The organism is Pseudomonas sp. GL_139_B, assembly GCF_057834475.1.
The window spans coordinates 1804825-1826956 of sequence record NZ_CM174403.1; the positions used below are offsets into that span (position 1 = coordinate 1804825).

At 59.6% G+C, this 22132-nt stretch carries 21 protein-coding genes and 1 pseudogene; 6 read left to right on the forward strand and 16 right to left on the reverse strand.

Features of this window, described 5'->3' with window-relative positions; translation table 11 throughout:
* Positions 1-390 precede the first annotated feature (390 nt).
* Together AC3ISI_RS08270 and AC3ISI_RS08275 are read left to right on the forward strand one after the other, a co-directional pair.
* Positions 391-1326 (forward strand): chemotaxis protein CheV, encoded by a 936-nt coding sequence (locus AC3ISI_RS08270; RefSeq protein WP_223519261.1) that lies wholly within the window; start codon positions 391-393, stop codon positions 1324-1326.
* A gap of 91 nt (positions 1327-1417) precedes the next feature.
* A complete protein-coding gene (locus AC3ISI_RS08275) occupies positions 1418-2224 on the forward strand; it encodes an MOSC domain-containing protein (RefSeq protein ID WP_489336339.1) in 807 nt (268 codons plus the stop codon).
* 69 nt (positions 2225-2293) lie between these two features.
* Here AC3ISI_RS08275 and ppnP read toward each other — a convergent pair whose 3' ends face one another.
* The 8 genes from ppnP to AC3ISI_RS08315 form a co-directional block, all read right to left on the reverse strand.
* Positions 2294-2578, reverse strand: coding sequence for a pyrimidine/purine nucleoside phosphorylase (gene ppnP, locus AC3ISI_RS08280; RefSeq protein WP_129394873.1), 285 nt, complete (start codon positions 2576-2578; stop codon positions 2294-2296).
* Between the two features lie 69 nt (positions 2579-2647).
* Positions 2648-3190, reverse strand: a complete 543-nt coding sequence (locus tag AC3ISI_RS08285) for a 3'-5' exonuclease (RefSeq protein ID WP_489336342.1) — start codon at positions 3188-3190, stop codon at positions 2648-2650.
* A gap of 71 nt (positions 3191-3261) precedes the next feature.
* Complete coding sequence (locus AC3ISI_RS08290) at positions 3262-5223, reverse strand: acetyl/propionyl/methylcrotonyl-CoA carboxylase subunit alpha (RefSeq protein WP_489336343.1); 1962 nt, start codon at positions 5221-5223, stop codon at positions 3262-3264.
* Positions 5224-5342: 119 nt separating this feature from the next.
* Positions 5343-6140: an enoyl-CoA hydratase/isomerase family protein gene (locus AC3ISI_RS08295; RefSeq protein ID WP_489336345.1), complete on the reverse strand. Its 798-nt coding sequence runs from the start codon at positions 6138-6140 to the stop codon at positions 5343-5345.
* A complete protein-coding gene (atuD, locus tag AC3ISI_RS08300; protein ID WP_489336346.1) occupies positions 6137-7294 on the reverse strand; it encodes a citronellyl-CoA dehydrogenase in 1158 nt (385 codons plus the stop codon). Before atuD ends, AC3ISI_RS08295 begins: the two co-directional genes overlap by 4 nt.
* A gap of 27 nt (positions 7295-7321) precedes the next feature.
* The gene (gene atuC / locus AC3ISI_RS08305) at positions 7322-8938 is read right to left on the reverse strand and encodes a geranyl-CoA carboxylase subunit beta (protein ID WP_489336347.1); all 1617 of its coding nucleotides are present in this window, start codon (positions 8936-8938) and stop codon (positions 7322-7324) included.
* Between the two features lie 3 nt (positions 8939-8941).
* The gene (locus tag AC3ISI_RS08310) at positions 8942-9811 is read right to left on the reverse strand and encodes an SDR family oxidoreductase (RefSeq protein ID WP_489336348.1); all 870 of its coding nucleotides are present in this window, start codon (positions 9809-9811) and stop codon (positions 8942-8944) included.
* A gap of 12 nt (positions 9812-9823) precedes the next feature.
* On the reverse strand, positions 9824-11614 hold the full coding sequence (locus AC3ISI_RS08315; RefSeq protein ID WP_489336349.1) for an acyclic terpene utilization AtuA family protein: 1791 nt from the start codon (positions 11612-11614) through the stop codon (positions 9824-9826).
* A gap of 190 nt (positions 11615-11804) precedes the next feature.
* Between AC3ISI_RS08315 and AC3ISI_RS08320 the strand changes: the two genes are divergently transcribed.
* Both AC3ISI_RS08320 and AC3ISI_RS08325 read left to right on the forward strand, forming a co-directional pair.
* Positions 11805-12431: a TetR/AcrR family transcriptional regulator gene (locus AC3ISI_RS08320; protein ID WP_489336350.1), complete on the forward strand. Its 627-nt coding sequence runs from the start codon at positions 11805-11807 to the stop codon at positions 12429-12431.
* Between the two features lie 92 nt (positions 12432-12523).
* Positions 12524-13318, forward strand: coding sequence for a substrate-binding periplasmic protein (locus AC3ISI_RS08325; protein ID WP_489336351.1), 795 nt, complete (start codon positions 12524-12526; stop codon positions 13316-13318).
* A 15-nt stretch (positions 13319-13333) separates the two neighbouring features.
* On the opposite strand, the gene dsbG is transcribed toward AC3ISI_RS08325, so the two are convergent.
* The 4 genes from dsbG to AC3ISI_RS08345 form a co-directional block, all read right to left on the reverse strand.
* A complete protein-coding gene (gene dsbG / locus AC3ISI_RS08330; RefSeq protein ID WP_489336352.1) occupies positions 13334-14104 on the reverse strand; it encodes a thiol:disulfide interchange protein DsbG in 771 nt (256 codons plus the stop codon).
* Complete coding sequence (locus AC3ISI_RS08335) at positions 14080-14946, reverse strand: TlpA family protein disulfide reductase (RefSeq protein ID WP_489336354.1); 867 nt, start codon at positions 14944-14946, stop codon at positions 14080-14082. The genes dsbG and AC3ISI_RS08335 overlap by 25 nt, the downstream gene beginning before the upstream one ends.
* Positions 14946-16679, reverse strand: coding sequence for a protein-disulfide reductase DsbD (gene dsbD / locus AC3ISI_RS08340; RefSeq protein ID WP_489336355.1), 1734 nt, complete (start codon positions 16677-16679; stop codon positions 14946-14948). The genes AC3ISI_RS08335 and dsbD overlap by 1 nt, the downstream gene beginning before the upstream one ends.
* An 82-nt stretch (positions 16680-16761) precedes the next feature.
* On the reverse strand, positions 16762-17460 hold the full coding sequence (locus AC3ISI_RS08345) for a hypothetical protein (protein ID WP_489336357.1): 699 nt from the start codon (positions 17458-17460) through the stop codon (positions 16762-16764).
* A 291-nt stretch (positions 17461-17751) separates the two neighbouring features.
* On the opposite strand from AC3ISI_RS08345, the gene AC3ISI_RS08350 reads away from it, so the two are divergent.
* Positions 17752-18432, forward strand: coding sequence for a response regulator (locus AC3ISI_RS08350; RefSeq protein ID WP_489336359.1), 681 nt, complete (start codon positions 17752-17754; stop codon positions 18430-18432).
* Complete coding sequence (locus tag AC3ISI_RS08355; RefSeq protein ID WP_489336360.1) at positions 18429-19754, forward strand: ATP-binding protein; 1326 nt, start codon at positions 18429-18431, stop codon at positions 19752-19754. The genes AC3ISI_RS08350 and AC3ISI_RS08355 overlap by 4 nt, the downstream gene beginning before the upstream one ends.
* Positions 19755-19834: 80 nt before the next feature.
* On the opposite strand, the gene AC3ISI_RS08360 is transcribed toward AC3ISI_RS08355, so the two are convergent.
* The 4 genes and pseudogenes from AC3ISI_RS08360 to AC3ISI_RS08375 form a co-directional block, all read right to left on the reverse strand.
* Positions 19835-20164 (reverse strand): hypothetical protein, encoded by a 330-nt coding sequence (locus AC3ISI_RS08360; protein WP_489336361.1) that lies wholly within the window; start codon positions 20162-20164, stop codon positions 19835-19837.
* Positions 20161-20703, reverse strand: coding sequence for a thiamine pyrophosphate-binding protein (locus AC3ISI_RS08365; RefSeq protein WP_489336362.1), 543 nt, complete (start codon positions 20701-20703; stop codon positions 20161-20163). Before AC3ISI_RS08365 ends, AC3ISI_RS08360 begins: the two co-directional genes overlap by 4 nt.
* Positions 20700-21470 (reverse strand): PepSY-associated TM helix domain-containing protein, encoded by a 771-nt coding sequence (locus AC3ISI_RS08370; protein WP_489336363.1) that lies wholly within the window; start codon positions 21468-21470, stop codon positions 20700-20702. The genes AC3ISI_RS08365 and AC3ISI_RS08370 overlap by 4 nt, the downstream gene beginning before the upstream one ends.
* A 10-nt stretch (positions 21471-21480) precedes the next feature.
* Positions 21481-21990: pseudogene (locus AC3ISI_RS08375) on the reverse strand (PepSY-associated TM helix domain-containing protein); the annotation flags it as partial.
* Positions 21991-22132 lie beyond the last annotated feature (142 nt).

Consider the following 22132-nt stretch of genomic DNA (forward strand, 5'->3'; position numbering starts at 1 on the left):
CCAACGTCTCGACGCTGCCATGCCTGCATGAGATCGCGCTCCAGCAGGCTGGGGAACTTAAGAGGGTGGATGGCCACTTTCCTGCGATCGCACACAAAAGCCTGACTCCGTCACGCAATGAGAATGGCGTCACATTAATGGCTATTGGATATTGCGAATATCAGGTTGGGCCTGATTGTTACTAGGGGAATCCCTTAGGCAAGGGAACTTAACGTGCGAGCTGTGGTCGGGCCGCTGGGAGTTGAGTAGATGAATCACGGATGCAGTAAAGCATGATGTTAATATGGCATCAATGCTCGGTCGTGGCATTTTGTCTCAGGGTCAAGATCTGGCAATAACAGCCGATAACTCCCTTTAGTGAATTCATCAGAACAAGCCCAGGAGTCATTAATGGCCGGCATTCTCGATACGGTAGACCAACGTACGCAACTTGTGGGTGAGAATCGCCTGGAAATTCTCATGTTTCGTCTGGCCGGTCGGCAATTGTTCGCGATCAACGTGTTTAAAGTGCAGGAAGTGCTGCAACTGCCCAAGCTGACACTGATGCCGCAGCGCCATCCGTTCGTCTGCGGTGTGGTCAACCTGCGTGGCCAGACGTTGCCTGTGATTGACCTGTCCCAGGCCATCGGCATGCGCCCGCTGGTGCCGAGTCCGACCAGCACGATCATCGTCACGGAGTACAACCGTTCGGTGCAGGCGTTTCTGGTCGGGGGTGTGGACCGCATCGTCAATATGAACTGGGAAGCCATTCTGCCGCCGCCGACCAGCGCCGGTCGCCAGCATTACCTCACGGCGATCAGCAAGGTCGATGACCAGTTGGTGGAAATCATCGACGTCGAGAAAGTCCTGGCCGAAATCGTGCCCTACAGCGCCAAGGTCTCCCGCGAAAAACTCGACGATCCCATACTGGAACGCGCCCGTGGCCGGGAGGTGCTGCTGGTCGACGACTCCAACGTAGCCTTGTCGCAATTGCGTGACACCTTGGGTCAACTGGGCGTGAAAATGCACATTGCCAGCGACGGCCTGAAGGCGCTGAACATGCTCAAGGCTTGGGCGGATACGGGTGTGTCCATGACCGACAAACTGCTGATGGTGTTCACCGATGCAGAAATGCCGGAAATGGACGGTTATCGACTGACCACCGAAATTCGTAATGACCCGCGTCTGCGTGGCCTTTACGTGGTTCTGCACACGTCGCTGTCGGGCAGCTTCAACGATTCGATGGTGAAGAAAGTCGGCTGTGACAACTTCCTCTCAAAATTCCAGCCGGACAAACTCGTCGACGTGGTGCGCCAGCGCCTGATGCTCGACGAAGTGCCAGCCTGATCACGGGGCGGCAGGCTGGCAGGCATGTCAGCCTTTGATTCGGTGAGCAAGCTCGTATAGGGTGGCCTTTTTGCCTACCAGGGATCTGGCCATGTTGCGTCTGAGCGCGCTTTACCGTTATCCGTTGAAATCCGGCAAGGGTGAAATCTTGCAGCAAGTCGGGCTCGACAAGCTGGGGCTGGACGGTGATCGACGCTGGATGCTGGTGGACGAGGCCAGCGGGCGCTTTCTGACCCAGCGCGCGGTGGCGTCAATGAGCCAACTGTCGGCGTTGTGGAATGCCAGTGGCGGCTTGACCCTCAGTGCCCCAGGCCGTTCGCCGATCGATATCACTTTGCCCTCAAGCAGCGCTGAACTACGTGGCGTGACCATCTGGCGCGACACCTTGCGGGTACCGGATGCCGGTGACGAGGCAGGGGCCTGGGTCAGCGCTTTCATTGGCAAACCGACTCGCCTGGTCCAAGTTCCGCTTGATCGTGCGCGCATGACGGAGGCGGGTTACGGCAAGGACGACGATCAGGTGGCATTTGCCGATGGCTATCCGTTATTGCTGATCGGGCAGGCGTCCCTGGAGGACTTGTCGCAAAAGGTCGGGAGGCCCCTGGAAATGCTGCGCTTTCGACCGAACCTGGTGATTGAAGGCAGCGAAGCCTACGCCGAAGATGGCTGGAAGCGTATCCGCATCGGCGATGTCGAGTTCCGGGTGGTCAAGTCCTGTTCACGCTGCATTCTGACCACCATCGACCCGCAAACCGGTTTACGCAGCGTTGATCGCGAACCGCTGGCCACGTTGCAGAAATACCGTTCACAGGCCGACGGCGCGATGTTCGGCCAGAACCTGGTCAACGACAGCAACGGTCGTCTCGAAGTCGGGATGCCAGTGACGATTCTCGATTAAAAGCCCCTGAATGAAAAATGCCCGTGTCCAAAGACACGGGCATTTTTTTTTCGCTGTGAACCCTCGGGTTTAGCCGCGGTATTCACACAGGTAAGCGGTTTCGACGGCCACTTTCAGCTGAAACTTGCTGTTGGCAGGCACGTTGAACTGGCTACCGGCAGCGAAGGTTTCCCAGTCGCTGCTGTCAGGCAGCTTGACGGTCAGGGCGCCGCTGACCACGTGCATGATTTCACGTTGGCTGGTGCCGAACTCGTATTCACCCGGAGCCATGACGCCAATGGTCGCAGGACCTTCAGCGGTGCCAAAGGCTATCGACTTGACGGTGCCGTCGAAGTACTCGTTGACTTTAAACATGGGCGATTCCTCGAAAAGGGCTGAAAAGGGCCGGCCAGTATGCACAAGGCCTCGAACGCCGTCACCTCTCTAGGTGGGAAGAATCAGTGGCAACAAGCGTGCGGTATTGCGCGCATCTTCCAGCGCCCGGTGTTGCTGGCCGGCGAACTGCATGCCTGCCAGTTGCAAGGCGCCATTGAGCCCCAGCGGACGTTCCAGCCGTCTGGCCTTGGCAAAGCGCTGCTTGAGGTTCATGTGTGGCACCCGGCTCAGGGCGCTGTCGAGTTGTAGGCGCTCCCATTCCTGAACCAACTGTTTGCGGTCGTAGTCGCCCCAGCTCGCCCAACCTTCCAGTCGTGAATGATGGTGGCCCAGCCAACGCTCGAATGACGGCCAAACCTCGGTCAAAGATTGCGCGGTATCGATATTGCCTTGGGTGATGTGAGTCAGCTCCCGGCAAAACGGTGTCAGCAACGGCCGACGCAACGGTCGTACGAAACGCTGGAAGTGGTCCAGTTCGCGACCTTTGCGGTCCACCAGGGTGGCACCGATTTCGATGATTTCCATTTCCGTTACTGGCCAGCCACCCTCATCGGTGGTGGCTTCCAGATCTATCACCAGCCAGTGAGGCATTGCATGGTTCCTGGTATCCGCGTCCTGATAGGACATGAGCGTAGCCAAACCCGAGGGATCCGCCTAGCGGCTTATTCGACCTCCAACAAAATCTGGCGATTTTTTACCTGATCGCCGACCCGCACCTGCAAACGCTTGAGTACCCCGTCGATGCCGGATTTGAGCGGGTGCTCCATTTTCATGGCTTCGAGCACCACCAACAGTTGGCCTTTGCTGACCGGGCTGCCCTCGGTGACCAGCACGTCGACGATGGCGCCGTCCATGGGCGCCTTGAGTGTGCCGGTACTGACGCAGGCTTGACTGCAGACCAGCGCCCGGGTCCGGTCCACCAGCTTCAAACTGCCGGGGCCGGCGAACAACCAGAGGTGCCCGGCCTCGATGTGATAGGCATGACGCTGGTGGATGCCATCGATGTCCAGCGTTGCCCAGCGCCCGTCGCAGCGGATGATCTTCAATTGGAGATATTGCTCGGCCACTCGAATTCGCAACGCCCCGTCAGGCGAGGCGTTCAGTTCCACCGGCCAGTCCTGATCATTCAGGCCGATGCGATAGTGCAAGGGCACGCTGGCATTGTTGCGCCATCCGGCCAGTGGTCCCGGGTGAATCTGTGCCGACGCTTGATAGAGCAGCGCCGCAGCGATGGCCAGTTCGGCGGTACTCGGGACGTGGGCCTGTAAACACGGATCGTCAGCGAAGCAGGTCGGGATGAACCCGGTGCTGAACTCGCCACTGATGAACTGCGGGTGTTGCAGCAGACTGGCAAGCAAGCGCTGATTGCTTTGCACGCCCAGCAGCACGCTGTCCTGCACCGCCCGCAGCAACTTGCGCCGAGCTTCTTCGCGGGTTGCACCGTGGGCGATGATCTTGCCCAGCATCGGGTCATAGAACGGGCTGATGTCCTGGCCTTCAATCAGGCCGTGATCGATCCGTACGCCGCCCGTCAACGCGGGTTCCCAAGCGGTGACCTGACCGGTTTGCGGTAGAAAATCGTGGGTCGGGTCTTCGGCGTACAGGCGCACTTCCATGGCATGCCCGTTGAGTTGCACTTGGTCTTGTCGTAGCGGTAGCGGTTGCCCTTCGGCGACGAGTAATTGCCAGGCCACCAGGTCCAGCCCAGTGATTAGTTCTGTCACCGGGTGTTCCACTTGCAGCCGGGTGTTCATCTCCAGAAAGTAGAACTGTCCGCGCGCGTCCAGCAGAAACTCCACTGTGCCTGCGCCGACGTAATTCACTGCCCGACCCGCCTTGAGCGCGGCCTCGCCCATGGCCTGACGCAACTCACGACTCATCACCGGGCAGGGGGCTTCTTCGATGACTTTTTGATGGCGTCGCTGGATCGAACAGTCGCGTTCGCCAAGGTAGATCAGGTTGCCGTGCTGATCGCCAAACAGCTGAATTTCGACATGGCGCGGGTCGATCAAGGCTTGTTCAAGGATCAGTTCGCTGCTGCCAAAACCATGCTGCGCTTCGGAGCGTGCGGTGCGCAGTTGTTCTAGCAATTGAGTGGCGTCATGCACCAGGCGCATGCCGCGTCCGCCGCCACCAGCGCTGGCCTTGATCATTAACGGATAACCAATGCGTTCGGCTTCGCGGCTCAGGGTTGTGTCGTCCTGTTCGGCACCTTGATAGCCTCTGACACACGGCACGCCAGCCTCGATCATGGCAATTTTCGACAGACGCTTGCTGCCCATCAACTCGATGGCTTCGGGGCTGGGCCCAATGAAGGTAATACCAGCGTCACGGCAGGCAAGGGCGAAGCTGGCGTTTTCCGAGAGGAAGCCGTAGCCGGGGTGGATTGCATCAGCACCGGTGCACCGGGCGGCGTCGATGATGGCCGGGATATTCAGATAAGACTGCTGCACCGGGGCCGGGCCGATGTTGACGGCTTCGTCGGCCATTCGCACATGCAGGGCATCGGCGTCGGCATCGCTGAACACGGCAACCGTGCGATAACCCAGCGCTTGAGCCGTGCGCTGGATACGGCAGGCGATTTCACCACGGTTGGCGATCAGGATTTTTCTGAGTCCGGGCATGGGCTGTTCCCTTGAGTTTTGCGGTGAATGTGATGGCCTCTTCGCGAGCAGGCTCGCTCCTACATTGGATCTGTGTACGCTGAAGATCCCCTGTGGGAGCGAGCCTGCTCGCGATGCTTTTAAGGCGCCCACCCCGGTTTTCTTTTTTGCACAAAAGCCATGGTCCCTTCGACACCTTCAGCCCCGGTCACCGCTTCGCTGAACCACTGCGCCGCGTCATCCAGCAACGCATCCGACGGTTGTCCGGCACTCGCCAGCAGCAGTTTTTTGGTCGTCGCATTGGCACCCGGCGCGCAGCACAGCACATGGGCGAGGATTTCATCAAGGCGCTCGGCCAGCGCCTGTGCGTCATGCTCGACAAAATGCACCAGGCCCATCCGCCGCGCCTGTGTACCGTCGAAACGTGCGGCGGTCAGCGCCAGGCGCCGGGCTTGGGTCAGACCAATGCGCTGCACCACAAACGGCGCTATTTGCGCGGGCAGCAATCCGAGGCTGGTTTCCGGCAAGCCGAACTGCGCCAGGTGATCGGCCAGGGCGACATCGCTGACACAAGCCAGCCCCAGGCCACCGCCCAACACCGCACCTTGCAGCACCGTGATCACCACTTGTGGCGCGTGTTGCACCTCTTGCAACAACGCACCGAACGCCCGGTTCAACTCGCGATAGGCGCTGGGGCCTTGAGCGCGTGCGTTGGCCATGTCCTTGATGTCGCCACCGGCACAGAAATGCCCACCGGCACCGCCGATCACCAATGCCCGAACCGCTCGATCATCGCGCACCGCCGCGAATACCCTGCGCAGTTCGGCGACCATGTGCAGGCTCATGGCATTGCGGCTTTCCGGGCGATTGAGGGTGATGTGCAACACGCCGTTATGCGCCTCCAACAGCAGCGTCTGGCAATCGGGCAGAGTGCTCATTTCTTTTTCCCCGGCAGGATGCCCATGAGTTTGCAGATGATCCCCAGCATGATTTCGTCGGCACCGCCGCCAATCGACACCAGCCGCACATCGCGGTAAGCGCGGGCGACCGGGTTGTCCCACATGAAACCCATGCCGCCCCAATATTGCAGGCAGCTGTCGCTGACTTCACGGCCCAGGCGTCCGGCCTTGAGTTTGGCCATGGAGGCCAGGCGGGTGACGTCCTGGCCTTTGATGTATTGCTCGGTGGCCTGATAGACCAGCGCCCGCAGGCATTCGATTTCGGTTTGCAGCTCCGCCAGACGGAAGTGGATCACCTGGTTGTCGATCAGCGCATTGCCGAACGTTTTACGCTCTTTGCAGTACTCGATGGTGCTGTCGACGCAGTACTCAAGGCCCTTGATCATGTTCGCCGCACCGAACAGGCGTTCCTCCTGGAATTGCAGCATTTGCATCATGAACCCGGCGCCTTCATGGCCGATGCGGTTGCGCTGCGGCACGCGCACGTTGTCGAAAAACACTTGGGCAGTTTCCGAGCTGCGCATGCCGAGCTTGTCCAGGTGCGAACTGAGGCTGATACCTGGCGTGTTCATCGGCACCATGATCAGCGACTTGTTGATGTGCGGTTTGTCGTCCGAGGTGTTGGCCAGCAGGCAGATGAAATCGGCGCTGGGCGAGTTGGTGATCCACATCTTGCTGCCGTTGATCACGTAGTCGTCGCCGTCCTTGCGGGCGGTGGTTTTCAGCCCGGCGACGTCGGAGCCGGCACCGACTTCGGAGACGCCGATGCAGCCGACTTGTTCACCGGTGATGGCCGGGCGCAGAAACTCGTCGCGCAACTCATCGGAGCCGAACCGCGCCAGCGCCGGGGTGCACATGTCAGTCTGCACGCCGATAGACATCGGAATCCCGCCGCAATGGATGGTGCCGAACTCTTCGGCCGCGACAATGGAGTAGCTGTAGTCGAGCCCCATTCCGCCGAATTTTTCCGGTTTGGAAATCCCGAGCAGCCCGAGGTCGCCGGCCTTGCGGAAGATCTCGTGGATCGGAAAACGACCGGCCTTTTCCCACTCTTCCACGTGAGGGTTGATCTCGTGATCGACGAATTGGCGGATGGTGCGGCGTAGTGCTTCGTGTTCCTGAGTAAAGATCATTTGTTATTGTTCTCCTGTAATCCGCGATCAGAACCTGGCGACGCCAAAGCTGTTGGTTTGCAGTGGCCGCACCTCGGCCTCGTGACAGATATCCAGCAAGTAGCCGAGCAACGTCCGAGTGTCCCGCGGATCGATCAGCCCGTCGTCCCACAGATTGGCACTGCCATAAAGAGCTGTGGACTGACTGTCGAGTTTTTGCGCGGTGACCTGTTCGAGCATGTCGAGCATTTTGGGGTCCGGCACCAGACCGTCCTTGAGCTGTTTGGCTTCGGTGACGATCCGCAGCACCTTGCCGGCCTGGGCACCGCCCATCACAGCCGTTCGACTGTTGGGCCAGGCGAAGATGAAGCGTGGATCAAGGCCGCGGCCGCACATGGCGTAGTTGCCAGCGCCATAGGAGCCGCCGACGACAATCGTCAGTTTCGGCACCCGAGCATTCGCCACCGCTTGAATCATCTTCGCGCCGTGTTTGATCACGCCTTGTTGTTCCGACTCGGTGCCGACCATGAACCCGGTGGTGTTGTGGAAAAACAGCAATGGCGTTTGACTCTGGTCACAGAGCTGGATGAACTGCGCGGCCTTGCTGGCGCCCTTGGGCGTGATCGGGCCGTTGTTGCCGATGAAGCCGCAGGCACGCCCCTGAATTTTCAGTTGGCCGCAAACGGTCTGCTGATCGAACTCGCCTTTGAATTCGAGGAAGTTCGAACCGTCGGCGATACGGGCAATGATGTCGCGCACGTCATAGGGTTTTTTCGGGTCATCCGGGATCAAGCCCAGCAGTTCGTCGATGGGGTAGAGCGGTTCTTCCCAGCGCCGTTCGGGGCGCCAGGGCAACTGATCGTTCCAGGGCAACAGGCTGACAATCTCGCGCACCTGGCGCACACCGTCGGCATCGTTCTCGGCCAGGTACTCGGCGGTGCCAGCGGTTTGCGCATGCATCTCGGCGCCGCCCAATTCTTCGTCGGTGGCGACTTCACCGGTCGCCGCCTTGAGCAGTGGCGGGCCGGCGAGAAACAGCTTGGCCTTGCCGCGCACGACCACCACGTAATCCGACAGTCCCGGCTGATAAGCGCCACCCGCAGTGGCTGAACCATGCACCACGGTAATCTGCGGCAGACCCATGGCCGACATCCGCGCCTGATTGGCAAAGCTGCGCGCGCCTTCGACGAAAATGTCTGCGGCGTAATTCAGGTTGGCGCCGCCGCTTTCGGCGAGGGTGATCACCGGCAGTTTGTTCTCCATGGCGATCTGTTGCAGGCGCAGGGATTTTTTCAATCCACTGGGGGAAATGGTGCCGCCCTTGATCGCGCTGTTGTTCGCCACCACCAGCACCCGCACGCCGGACACGTAACCGATCCCGGCGATCAAACCGCCACCGGCCGCGCTGCCGTCCTTATCGTCGTGCAGCTTGTAGCCGGCCAGGCTCGCCAGTTCGAGGAACGGCGCGCCGGGGTCAAGCAGCAGGTTGAGGCGCTCGCGCGGCAGCAGTTGCCCGCGCTTGTCGAATTTTGGCTTGGCTTCGGCCGCCTTGTTCAACAGGTTTTGTTCGAGCTGGCGGACGTGTTCGATCACGGCCAGCATCGCTGCGCGGTTCTGGGAGAACTGCGCGCTGAACGGGTCCACTTGCGACTGAATCACCGGCATGGCTTATTCCTTGTCCTGGAGCACTTCTGGTAAGTACGCGCGGTGAAAACCGTTATACGACTCACTGTTCGTAGCCTTGTGGATCGGCCAGGCGCGTCCTCCAAGGCTGGCGGCGCCGTCGATACGCAAGGTACTGCCGCTGACAAACGCCGCTGCCGGGCTGAGCAGGAACACAATCGCGGCGCTGACTTCCGATTCGGTGCCGATGCGTTTGAGCGGCACGTGTTCGCGCAAGGTTGGAATCACCGCTTTGAAGGCGCCTTCGTAAGTGTCCATGCCGCTGGATGCAACCCAGCCTGGCGCTACCGCATTGACCCGCACTCCGGCGTAACCCCATTCGAAGGCGGCGGTCTTGGTCAGGTTATCCATTCCCGAACGCGCCGCGCCCGAATGCCCCATGCCGGGCATGCCGCCCCACATGTCGGCGAGCATGTTGACGATGGCGCCGCCGTGCTTGCTCATGGATTGATTGAACACTTCCCGTGCCATCAGGAAACCACCCACCAGATTGGTGCGCACCACGGTTTCGAAACCCTTCTGATTGATCGAAGCCAGTGGCGAAGGGAATTGTCCGCCGGCATTGTTGACCAGCCCGTGTATCGGCCCGTGTTTGCGAATCAGCTCGCTGATCAGGTGCTTGACCGCTTCTTCCTCGCGAATATCGCAGACGGCCCAATTAGCTTTGCCTCCATCTTCGGCAATCTCTATGGCGACGCCTTTCAACTTGTCCGCCTTGCGTCCTACCAGCAGCACATGCGCGCCGAGCGCCGCCAATTCATGTGCGGTACACCGGCCGATTCCGCTGCCGCCACCGGTGATAATGATGGTTTGGCCTGCAAACAAATCGGCTTTGAAAATCGAATCGTAAGCCATGGCGACAGTCCTCTAGTTGACTTGGTCGGCGATGCGCTGAGGCACCGGAATCTGGATTTCCAGCAGCTGCTGGGCGAAGGCTTTGCCTTGCGGGTCGATCCGCAGGCTGGCCACGCCACCGCCGCCGAGGGCGTTTTCCAGTAGAAAATTAAGGCTCTGGGTGCCGGGCAAATACCAGCGTTCGACGCGCCCGTGGATGGGGTCGAGGACGTGGCTCATCCAGTCGACCATGACCTCCGGCGTCAGCGCTTCGGCGATCCATGGCAGATACTCGGGCTCGCGGGCGATGACGCCGATGTTGCTGTGATTGCCCTTGTCGCCAGAGCGGGCGACCGCGAGTTTAATCAGGGCCACGCTGGCGTCGGCGCGGTCTGTGGGCTGCGATGGGTCGAACGGGACAGGCAAGTCATCCGGGTCGAGCACATCGACGGCGGGCAGGGCGCAAGCGTGACGCTGGCCGTTGAAATTAATGTCCAGCGTGCAGGCGGTTTTGTCGATAAGGAAGGAAAACAGCCGGATCAGCGGATACACCGTCGGCCGTCCGCCGACGATCCCGGTCAGCCCCGGCGCCATGCCCGTTGCGGCTTGGGCAATTTCCCGGGAGAACACGATCAAGGCTTGTTTGCTCGGGTGGCGCACGGCAAGTTTGATCACCACTTCGCGGCTGTCCTGACGCTGGCCATGGGGGCCGTACGTGGCCTCGCTGCCCAGCAGTTCAATGTTCACTTCGCTGTACGGCGCCCAGCCGCGCTGGCTGAAGATCTCCGAGGTCTTGTTGATAATCGCTTCGCTGACCCGCCGCGCCTTGTCGACCGCATCGATTCCCGCGATCAGGCAGCTGGCGGTGCAGCGAAAACCGTCCAGATACGTCGCGCTGACTTTGTATTGATCGGTCGGCGGCAGGCCTTTGGCGCCGTGCACCTGAACCGCGTTTTTACCTTGTTGCTGAAGTTTGACTTGAGTGAAATCGCAGACCACATCGGGCAGCAGGTAAGCCCGCGGGTCGCCAATTTCATACAGCATCTGCTCGCCGACAGTCAGTGGCGTGACCAGGCCGCCGGAGCCTTCAGGTTTGCTGACGATGAACTGGCTGTCGGCGCTGACCTCGACAATAGGGAAGCCGATGTGTTCGTAATCGGGGATCTGGCGCCAGTCGGTAAAATTGCCACCGGTACATTGGGCGCCGCATTCGATGATGTGTCCAGCGAGCGCGGCCTGTGCCAGATTGTCGTAGTCGTGCCAGGACCAGCCGAATTCATGCACCAGCGCAGCGCTGACCACGGCGCTGTCGACCACGCGCCCGGTGATGACGATGTCCGCGCCCAAGCGCAGGGCTTCGACGATACCTGGCGCGCCGAGGTAGGCGTTGGTCGAGACGCATATAGGCGGCAAGGGTGCACCGCTGAACATTTCATGGAGGCCAAGGCTGCTCAGCTGTTTGAACTGCGGTTGCAGATCATCACCCAGCAATACCGCGATTTTCAGCGCCACCCCGGCCTTGTCGCAGGCCGATTGCAGGGCGGCGGCGCAGGCCAATGGGTTGACGCCTCCGGCGTTGCTGATGACGCGGATCTTCTGTTCCGCGAGTTGCCCCAACAAAGGGCTGAGGACTTCGATGAAGTCGCCCGCATAGCCGGCCTGTGGGTCTTTCATCCTCGCGCCGGCCATGATCGACAGGGTGATCTCGGCCAGATAGTCGAAGACCAGATAATCCAGACGCCCGCCTTCCACCAGTTGTGCAGCGGCGGTCGAGGTGTCGCCCCAGAAGGCGCTGGCGCAGCCGATGCGAATCGTTTTAGGCACAGTCAACTCCATAGCCACCTCCCACTGAAGTGAATCGAGACTACCAAGCAAGCGCTTGGTTTGTAAATGCCTGAAATATCTTCTGCCCGAGCGCTTGCTAGGTGGTCGTCGCCAGCTTAAATTGCCCGCGCACCCCCGCTGTTTTAGCGGCGAGCGGCGTCTTTGATTGATCGACTGTAGGAGAGAACGGGTGGACGAGCAAAAAGCCCTGAGGGTCATGCGCGAATTGGTCGACAACGGCCAATTGACCGACCCGGACAGCGCCCGCGGCAAATTGCTGCAAGTGGCGGCTCACCTGTTCCGCAATAAAGGTTTTGAGCGCACCACCGTACGCGATCTGGCGGGCGCCGTGGGCATCCAGTCAGGCAGTATTTTTCATCACTTCAAAAGCAAGGACGAAATCCTGCGCGCGGTGATGGAAGAGACCATCCGCTACAACATGGCATTGATGCGGGCAGCCCTCGCCGAGGCCAACAATGTGCGCGAACGTGTGCTGGCGCTGATTCGCTGCGAATTGCAGTCGATCATGGGGGGGCGCGGCGAAGCCATGGCGGTGCTGGTGTATGAATGGCGCTCGTTGTCCGAAGACGGGCAGGTGCAGGTGCTGGCACTGCGTGATATTTATGAAGACATCTGGCTGCAGGTGTTGGGTGAGGCCAAAGAGGCGGGTTTTATTCGCGGCGATGTATTCATCACACGCCGCTTCCTGACGGGCGCGTTGTCCTGGACCACCACCTGGTTTCGCGCAGGCGGCAGCATGAGCCTCGATCAATTGGCCGATGAAGCCTTGATTCTCGTACTGGAAGAAAGGCAGTAAGGTTGTGCCGGTCCAAGGGAACTGGCTAAGTGGCCTAAACCACCTGGCTTGAATGCATTGATGCGTATTTTTTCAAGGAGTGGGTTGTTTTGATGTCTTCGCCAATCAGGACGGCTTCGCGGCTATTGCTGGCATCGCTTACGACGCTATGGGGATTGCCGTCCCACGCTACGCAAACGGTCCGGGTAGGTGCCGCCCATTTTCCGCCCTATACCATCCGCCCGGAATCCGGTGTCGACACGGGTCTGCTGCCACAATTGGTCGAGGCGTTAAATCGCCTGCAAAGCGACTATCGGTTTGTCCTGGTGCCCACCTCCATTCCCCGGCGCTTTGGTGATTTTAAGCAGGGCCGGGTCGACATGGCGATTTTTGAAAACCCGAACTGGGGCTGGCAAGACATCCCGCATTCCAGCGTCGACATGGGCCTGGAAGACGCCGAGATCTTTGTCGCGCAACGCCTGCCGGACCGCCAGCAAAACTACTTTGCCGACCTTGCCGGCAAGCGACTGGCCCTGTTCAGCGGTTATCACTACGAATTCGCCAACTTCAATGCCGACTCGAAATTCCTCGCGCAAAACTACAACGCTGCGCTGACCTATTCCCACGACAGCAACTTGTTGATGGTGCTGCGCGGTCGAGCGGACATTGCCCTGGTGACGCGCTCCTACCTGAGCGATTACCTGCTGCGCAATGAGAAAGTCGGCGACCAACTGCTGGTGTCCCAGCGCATCGATCAGGTCTATCACCACTACGCCATCTTGCGTCCCGCCGCGCCCATCAGTGGTGAGGCGTTCGGCAAGTTGCTGCAAGGATTGCGCGATAACGGGCAGATGCTGCAGATTTTTGATCCGTACAAAATTGCCGTGGTGCCGGTGCCCGATAGCTGAAAGCGCCGGCAAGGCCTACTTCGGCCCCAGAATCTTCGCTAATTTGTCCGGCGAAGGCGCGCCTTGCTGCTGTTGCAGTTCGCCCTTGTCATCCATGTAGAAAATTGCCGGGGTTGCCTGCAACTCCAGGTCTTGCATCAACTGCATGTTCGCCGCCAGTTTCAGCTGAATCGCCGGCGGCACGTCCTTGAGGGCTTTGAGCGAACTCTCCTTACCAGCCTTTTCGTGTTCTTCCAGCGCTTTACTCGGGTCTTTGGCCACCAGCAATGCAGCCGATTTGCCCGGACTGTCTTCACGAATGATCCCGACCATGATGTGCCGCAATTGCACCTTGCCGGCCTTCACCCATGGCCGTGCCTGTTCCCAGAACACGTTGCAGTAAGGGCAGTTCGGATCGCTGAACAGATACACCACACGCGGGGCATCTTTTTTGCCATCCGCGATCCAATTGCTGGCTTCCATCTTGCCCCAGACTTCCTTGGCCATTGGCGCATAAACCAGCTTCTGCAACGGTGCGGTGGTCAGGTCTTTGCCGTCGGCATCGTAGAGGTTGCCGAGCAATACATGTTTGCCATCCGGGGTCAGGTACAGCGCCATGCCACGATTCTGGTATTGCGCTGCATAACCGCGCAAGCCGTCGGGTGCATCGAACTGGCCGACGATTTTCGCGCCCTTGGCTTCGATCTTCTTGATCGCGTCAGGTAGTTCTTCAGCGGCCTGTACCGACGGCAGGTGCAGCAGGGCGGCGCCCAGGGTTAGCGTCAGCAGGTGGCGGAGGCGGGGCATGGCAGTTTCCTTGAAGAGGTGGACGGTGCGGCAGAAGGAGGGGCGGCGAAGTTTTCCAGGGCGCGGGCCAGGCTGGCTTCCGAGAGTTCGCCCAAGTGGCTGCCCAGCAGACGACCGTCATTGCTATAGAACAGCGTAGTCGGCAACGCCATCGAACCCACGGCTTGACCCAATCGACCGCCGCCATCGAACAGTACGTTGGTCAGGCTCAGGCCCTGGGTTTCGAGGAAGGTGGCGACGCTTTGCATGCTTTCGGCCTGATTGACGAACAGGAAAGTCAGGTCTGGCCGGTGTTGCTGGGCATTTTCCAGTACCGGCATTTCCCGCCGGCACGGCGGGCACCAGGTGGCCCAGAGATTGATCACCAGCGGGCCACCCTGATAATCGGCCAATTGCACGGTTTCACCGGCGGCATTGCGCAAGGTGATTTCCGGCAGGCGCGTGCCTTGTTCGTAAATGCTCAAGGAGATGGTCGCCAGTAGCCAGAACGCCAGACCGCTACCCACGCCGAACCCCAGAGGCCGACGTAAACCCGGACGACGCCAGCCGCGATATAGCGCCGCGAGCAGCAACACGATCACCCCAGGCCAGGCAAGAAAGCCACCGTCGCGCAGGTCGATGATTTGCCACGGATCGTTGCGATAGTGCGCCCAGTAAACAGCCGCGAAGCTGACCCGGGCTGCCAGCATGCCCATCAGGAACAGGCTGAACAGCACCGACTCGGGGTTCTCGCCACCCCGCTTGGCCACCCGCCAGCCGATAAACGTCGCCAGCGCCAGGGCGCTGATCAGCAGCAGATGATTAAGCGCAATGGCAAAGGTGCCGAGGGTGAAAGTCAGCATTAACGGGCGTCTCGGGTTGTGGTCCAGCGTTGCAGGAAGGTGTCGGCATCGACCTCGCCGGTGATGCGCTGGCTGCGACGCTCTTCGCCGTCGGCGCCGATCCACAGAAAACTCGGTGGTCCCGGCACTTTATAACGGCCGAGCAGTTCGCGGCTGGCGGCATTGTCGGCGGTGACATCCAGCCGGAGCAAGCGCACATCGCTCAACGCTTGCATTACCTTGGCTTTGCCGAAGACCTGTTTTTCCATGACTTTGCATGAGACGCACCAGTCGGCGTAGTAATCCAGCAGCACCCACTGGCCCTGAGCCTTGGCCGCGTCCAGTTCCCGTTGCAGCGCTAGCGGGTCTTTGATCGTGATGAAGGCGTCGTGGCCGACCGGAGCGGCGGCACTGGCTATATTTGAACCGCGATAGACCTGCAGTGGCTGAAACAAGTCGTCGCTGCCACCTGCGGCGCCGATCACCAGCAGGCTGCCCCACAAACCCAGCAGCCATGAACTGGCACCGAACACGTGTGCTGTTCGACCAAAACCGCTGGACTGGCGCCAGGCACTGTAAGCAGCAATCAACAGCAACGCGCCACATAAACCGATCCATAGCGACTCATTCAGCACCGTACGCAACATCAGTAACGCGGTGGCGAGGAACAGGAAACCGAAGATGCCTTTGAGCAGGTTCATCCAGGCGCCGGGTTTGGGCAGGAAGCGGTTGCCGATCGTCACCAGTAACAGCAGCGGCACACCAATGCCAATGCCCATGGCGAACAGAATCAGCCCGCCATGCAGCGCATTACCACTTTGCGCGATGTAGAGCAGGGCTCCGGCCAACGGCGCGGTCATGCACGGACCCACCAGCAAACCGGACAAGGCGCCCAGGGCACCAGCGCCGACCAGACTGCCACCACGCTGATTGCGCGACACGTTTTCCAGACGGTCGCGTACGGCTACCGGTAATTGCAGCTCGAAGAAACCGAACATCGGCAATGCCAACAACACAAACACCGCCGCGAAACTGCCCAGCAGCCACGGGTTTTGCAGCAGCGCTTGCAAGTTCGCACCGAGCAACGCGGCCAAAACGCCCATCGCCGCGTACACCAGCGCCATGCTCACCACGTAGCTGCCCGCCAGGGCAAATCCACGTTTAGGCGTGGCACCGCTGCCAACAACCAAGCCGGCCAGAATTGGCAGCATTGGCAACGAACAAGGCGTGAACGCGAGCAGCAGACCCAGGCCAAAAAACACCAGCAAACTCCAGCCCAGCGCCCGTTGTTGCAGGTCGCTGGCCAAGGCTTGATCCGGTGCTTCGTCTGCAGCAATCGGCGCGATACCGCCCAAATCCACGACCTGCGTCTGCGGCGGATAACACAAACCGGCATCGGCGCAGCCCTGGAAGCCCACCTTGATCTGACCGGTCGCGCCGGCCGGGACTTTCAGTTCCAGACCTTGGCGATAAACCTGTTGTTCGCCGAAGAACTCGTCGCTGTGTGCTTCGCCTTCTGGCAAGACGGGATGGAGTTCAGCAGGCAACCCATCGAATTTCAGGCGTTTCTGATAAAGGTAATAACCATCGGTGATCTGCCAATAGAGCTGTGTTTCACCCGATTCAAGGCGTTCAGACGTGAAGGCGAACGCCTTTTCTACCGGTAGAAATTCAGGTTTTGTGTCGAACGGATTGGTCCCTGCCTGGGCCAGACCCGAGATCAAGAGGACGAAAAATAGAAACAGACGACGCATGGGTAAGCCTTATCCCTGTGCAGGTGAGGTGCACAATGGGAGGCGGCGATTAACCAATGATTAACCGCGCGCCCGTGAATCTTCAGTCGCGCTGCAAGCCCGGCCACGTCGTGTCATTGACCGCGTGAGGACCAGATTGCACGGTATTAAGCTGCAAGTTATAAATAAGGTATTGGTTGTTGGTCAGGAAGATGTAGAAGTAGTTGTCTGCAAATGTTCGGTCTTTTTGTGCGCCAGTAATAATTCGATCTAGATAGGGGTTGAGTCCGTTCCATGCAGTGCGGGAAATGGCTGCCTCGTGTAGATGTTTTTTCTTGAAATCAAAAGTGATGTGATTGCCGTCACGCAGGATAAATTTAAATACGAACGATTTGCCGACCAGATCCCACCACGTTCCAGCGATAATACGGTCAAAATAGGGGAGTAGAGGAGCCCATACTGAATCTTTTACCGGCTTGATATAACTAACTTTGTCACTGTCTTGATTGTATTTACAGACGGTCGGAGCATTGTCCTTGTAAAAAAATAACCATGAGGTGTCAGAGTCAAAGCCTTCAGTTTCACCGGGCAGGTCCGTGGTAGTGAAGCCGAAGCGCAAGTTTTTTGCATGAGAATGGAAGTCGCCCCAGTTACCTTGCGATATAGCGCTTGGGTATCCTTCGCCAACTTTGCCATCATCGATGCTGTGCCGGGAGTATTTATTGATGTCTTTAAAGAAGAAGTGAATGCCGTCTTTTCCGGAGCGCCAGTCAACAGTTGCAAAATTTTTTAATTCAGTCATGTACTGATTCCTTTCAGTGATTGGAAGACTTTTTGATTTTTCAAGTGGGAAGTCTTCATTGTTTTAAGTTTTGAATGTTTAAGGTTTGCTGTGGGGTGGAGCTTATCGTTTTTTGATTATTTATTAGTATGTTTATTTGCGGTTGTTTGTTTCGCTTTGCAACTAAGTTGGTCTAGCGGGCTCAACTAATGAGGGTGGCAGAACGCGGCGCTGTTCCTCAGCCACCGCACTTGCCATAATTGCGCCTTAATCCTCAACTGCTTGAATAGCGTTTTTGCTCATGGAGCGCCCATGCACGTACTGGTTTGTGAAGACGATGAGCTGATCGCCAGCGGCATTGTTGCCGGCCTCTCCGCTCAAGGCCTGACGGTAGAGCACGTCGCCACCGCTTCGTCTGCGCGCGCGATGCTCAAGGTCGCTGAATTCGACGTCATGGTGCTCGACCTCGGTCTTCCCGACGAAGACGGTCTGAAACTGCTACAGCAACTGCGGCACAACGGTCTGGAGATTCCGGTGTTGATTCTCACCGCACGGGATTCAGTGACGGATCGCGTCGATGGCCTGCAGGCCGGCGCTGATGACTACCTGCTCAAACCGTTCGATTTGCGTGAACTTGCTGCGCGCCTGCACACGTTGCTGCGCCGGGTAGCCGGGCGCAGCGTCAACCTGATCGAACATGGTGCCCTGACGTACGACCCCAGCAGTCGCGAAACCCTGCTCGGCGGACAACCGGTGGACCTGTCGCGCCGCGAGCAGGCGTTGTTGCAGGCCTTGCTGCATAACCGCGGGCGCGTGCTCTCCACCGAGCAACTCAAGGACAGCGTCTACGGTTTCAACGACGAACTGGAAAGCAACGCCCTCAACGTCCACATCCATCACCTGCGGCGCAAACTCGGTAACGGCATCGTCGAAACCGTGCGCGGCCTGGGCTATCGCCTGGGGCCGGCTGATGGCGGAGATCCCTCGAAGTGATGAGCCTGCGTTTACGCCTGAGCCTGACCCTCGGCGCCGCTTTTGCCTTTATCTGGGCCTTGGCGGCAGCCTGGATGCTCAGCGACCTGCGTAATCAAATGATGTTTTCCCTCGACCAGCGGCTGGTGGCTTCGGCGCGGATGGTCGCCGGGCTGCTGGAGCAGTTGCCGGCACTGCCGACCAAGGGCGAGGGCACCCATTTCAGCGCCGAACAATTGAATATCCCCGGCGGCATGGCCTGTCAGGTCAGTTCATTGCGTGGCGAAATCCTCGCTCGCAGTCACACCGATCCGCAGCAAACCCTGGAAGCCGAGAAAATGGGCTTTCATGACCAAATGATCGACGGCGCGCCGTGGCGCAGTTTCACCCTGGCCCGAGGCGATCTGCGCATCACCACCGCCGACCGGCAAATCGAGCGCGAGGCGCTGAACATGTCGATCCTGCTGGCGGCGTCGGTGCCGGTCGGCGTGGCGTTGCTCGGTTGCCTGTGCTTGCTGTGGCTGGGCATCGGCCAAGGCTTGGCACCTCTCAACCGAATGCGCGATGCGCTGATGCGGCGCAGCGCCGATTCTCTCGAGCCGTTGCAGATCCAGCCGCTACCCAGCGAGCTGCAACCGCTGCTGGATACCCAGAACCAACTGCTCCAGCGCATCGGCAAGACCATCGAGCGCGAGCGCCGTCTGACCGGTGATGCGGCGCACGAACTGCGCAGCCCGCTGACCGCGATCAAGACCCACCTGCAAGTGGCGCGTATGACCGACGGCGCGGCGCGGGATCAGTCCCTGGCCCGGGCCGAAGAGGGCGCCGACCGTATGCACCGGACGCTTGAGCAACTGCTGTTACTGGCGCGGGTCGAGGGCAGCCTGTCGTTCGATGACGGCGTACAGTGCAGCGCTGAGCAAGTGGCGAAACTGGCCATTCAGGACGCCGCCAGCGGGGATCGGCAGCGAATCAAGCTGCAAATGCCAAACCAATTCTCCCATGCACCGGTACAAATGCCCGCCGTGTTGTCGATTGCCGCGTTGCGCAACCTGCTGGACAACGCCTTGCGTCACACTCCGGGCGATGGTGTCGTAGAGTTGAGCCTGGAAACCACCGGCAATCGTGTGTGTTTTCTGGTTCGCGATCATGGCCCGGGGATTGCCGAAGACGATCTGCAACACCTGACCCAACGCTTCTGGCGCAATGGCCAGAGCACCGGTTGCGGGTTGGGGCTGGCGATTGTTCAGGCGATTGTCCAGCGTTGCGGCTGTACATTGCGTTTTGACAGCCAGCCAGACGGGCTGCGGGTTGAGTTGACCATGCCGCTACAATCGGCCTGAAATCCACACAAATCCCCTTGTGAGAGTAACTGTCTTCTCCGTGCCGCTCCTCACCTCCATTCGGCGCCGTCTCTACGTGCTCATGGGGTTTCGATGTCCGCTTGGTCGATCTCGACGACGTCGCCGGGACCGGCGTCGAACAGCACATAAAATTCCGCGCCGGGTTTCTTGAAGGTCAACGTGGAATCGGCGCCGAGCTTGCCCGGCACCAGAATGGTTTCGTCGTATCCGATCACGTCCAGGGTCACGCCCGGCGCGCCACTGCCGTCGGAGAAACCGCCGGTGCATTTGATCTGTTCGGCATCGACGGCTTTGCACTTGCACATCGGGTTGTGCGCCAGCGCGCTGGCGCTGAAACCGACGCAGAGCACCAGCAACACGGTTTGGAACGGGCGCAAAACGCTGATCAAGGTTTACCTCCTTGTTGGTTCAGCCACGCGAAGGTGGCCGGCGATGCCTGGCTCAGGGGCAGGGCGGCCTGGTGCATCGCGCCGTCCCAGCCTTCCATGGTGATCCACAGCTCGGCGTCAGCCCTGGTCTTTTCCGGGATCGGCACCATGGCGCCCATGCGGTGCGGCGTGCCGAAGAAAATCACCCCGGCGGCCCGCAGGCTGCGCGGTTTGCCGATGCGCAGGTAAGTCGCCTTGACCTGATCGCGGCAGCGCTCGCACAGCGCGGCGGTGAAGTTCTTCATGTGGCCGGCCGGTCCGTCGAGTGTGGGGGCCTCGTTGTGCAGCTCGGCCAGACGCAGGCTCCACGGGCCGACCTGGACTTCTCCAATCTCTCGCTCACCCACCCCGGTATCGCCGCGAAACAGCGCCGCGTCAGCGAAGTATTTGGGCATGAACCCAAGCGGCACCAACAACAGCAGTACATTGAGGTGGAAGGGCCATTTGAGCCAGAAGCGGTGCAGCGTCGAGTCCGATGTTTGCTTGGCGTGCGCGTTCATTGGCTGACCTGCGTCGCGGCCTGCACCCGTGGCTGTTTGTGGCTGCGCTGGAGGGCGTTGACCGTGGCGAGGGCGGTGCGTTTGGTCCAGATCAGCAAGCCGCCGAGGACCATCATGCTCAGGACCAGGCCGAAGAAGAACCAGATCAGTTTGATCCAGATGCCGCCGAAATCACCGGTGTGCAATGGACGCATGGACTCGGTGACTAGCTCCAGCTTGGTGCGGTCCAACAGCAGGCGCGTGGTGGCAACGTCGCCGGTGTACGGGTTGATGTCGGCGGTCTGGTACATCAGTGGATACCAACTGCGTCCACCCACCGACAAGTAGCTGTAAGCATTGGCGGGCAGGCTGACGAAGTGGTCTTTCAGACCGGGAATGCGCTCCTTGGCCTGGGCAATCGCGGTTTCGAGGCTGATCATCCGTGCCGGCGAGCCATCGTTGATGACCGGCACACTTTCGCGCGGAACCACCTGTGCCGCCGGCGCGGTGGAAATCGTGATCTGGTTATCGAACATGAAAGCTTGAATCAGAAACCAGGTGCTGGTGACGGAAATCACCGCAATGAACCAGATCGACCAGATGCCACTGAGACGATGAAAGTCGCCCCAGAAAATCCGCGCGCCATGGCGAATGCGTAAGGTTGGGCGCAAGAAGCCTTTCCAGAAGCGCTTGTACACCACCAGCCCGGTGACCAGGGACGCCAGCAACGGCAGGCTCAAGAAGGACACCAGGTACCAGCCCCAGCTGTAACCGTCGGTGAACGGCACCAGCCACCAGCCACCAGCCGTGCAGCGCGTGGGTAAAGGCCTTGAAATCGAAGGCCGGGGCGGTGCCCTGAATAACGCCGCTGTATGGATTGACGTACACCGTCACCGAGCGGCCGTCGGGGTAGCTGACGCTGACGTCGAGGGCAAAGAGGGATTCGTCGGGGCGGCTGATGGACTCGATCAGCGTGTCGGGTTCGGCCTGTTTGATTGCCGTGATGATCTGGTCATAGCTGAGCTGCGGCGCATCGTCCGACGGCTGGCTGGCGCGCATTTGCGGGGTGGCCAGCCAGACGATTTCCTGGCTGATCACCGCCAATGTGCCGGTGACACAGACAATCAGCACGAAAAACCAGATCGGCAATGCCAGCCAGCTGTGGACCAGAAACCAGAGTTTGGAACGAGATTTCTTCGACATGATTAAAGGTCTTGTATCGATGAGAGAACCTCTGCTGCGGGCTTCCCAGCGTGGAGGTCCATGAAAAGGCCGGCGAGGGCCGTTGCGAGCGCACGCCGACTGCATCTCTATAAGACGGATGAGAATCGGAAATCCCGAAGAGGGAGATGAAAGTAAATGTTTCTTATTGGCGGGTAGTTGTTACAGGGCGTGGTTATTGCGGTGTTGGGGATGGCCCCTTCGCGAGCAAGCTCGCTCCCACAATGGA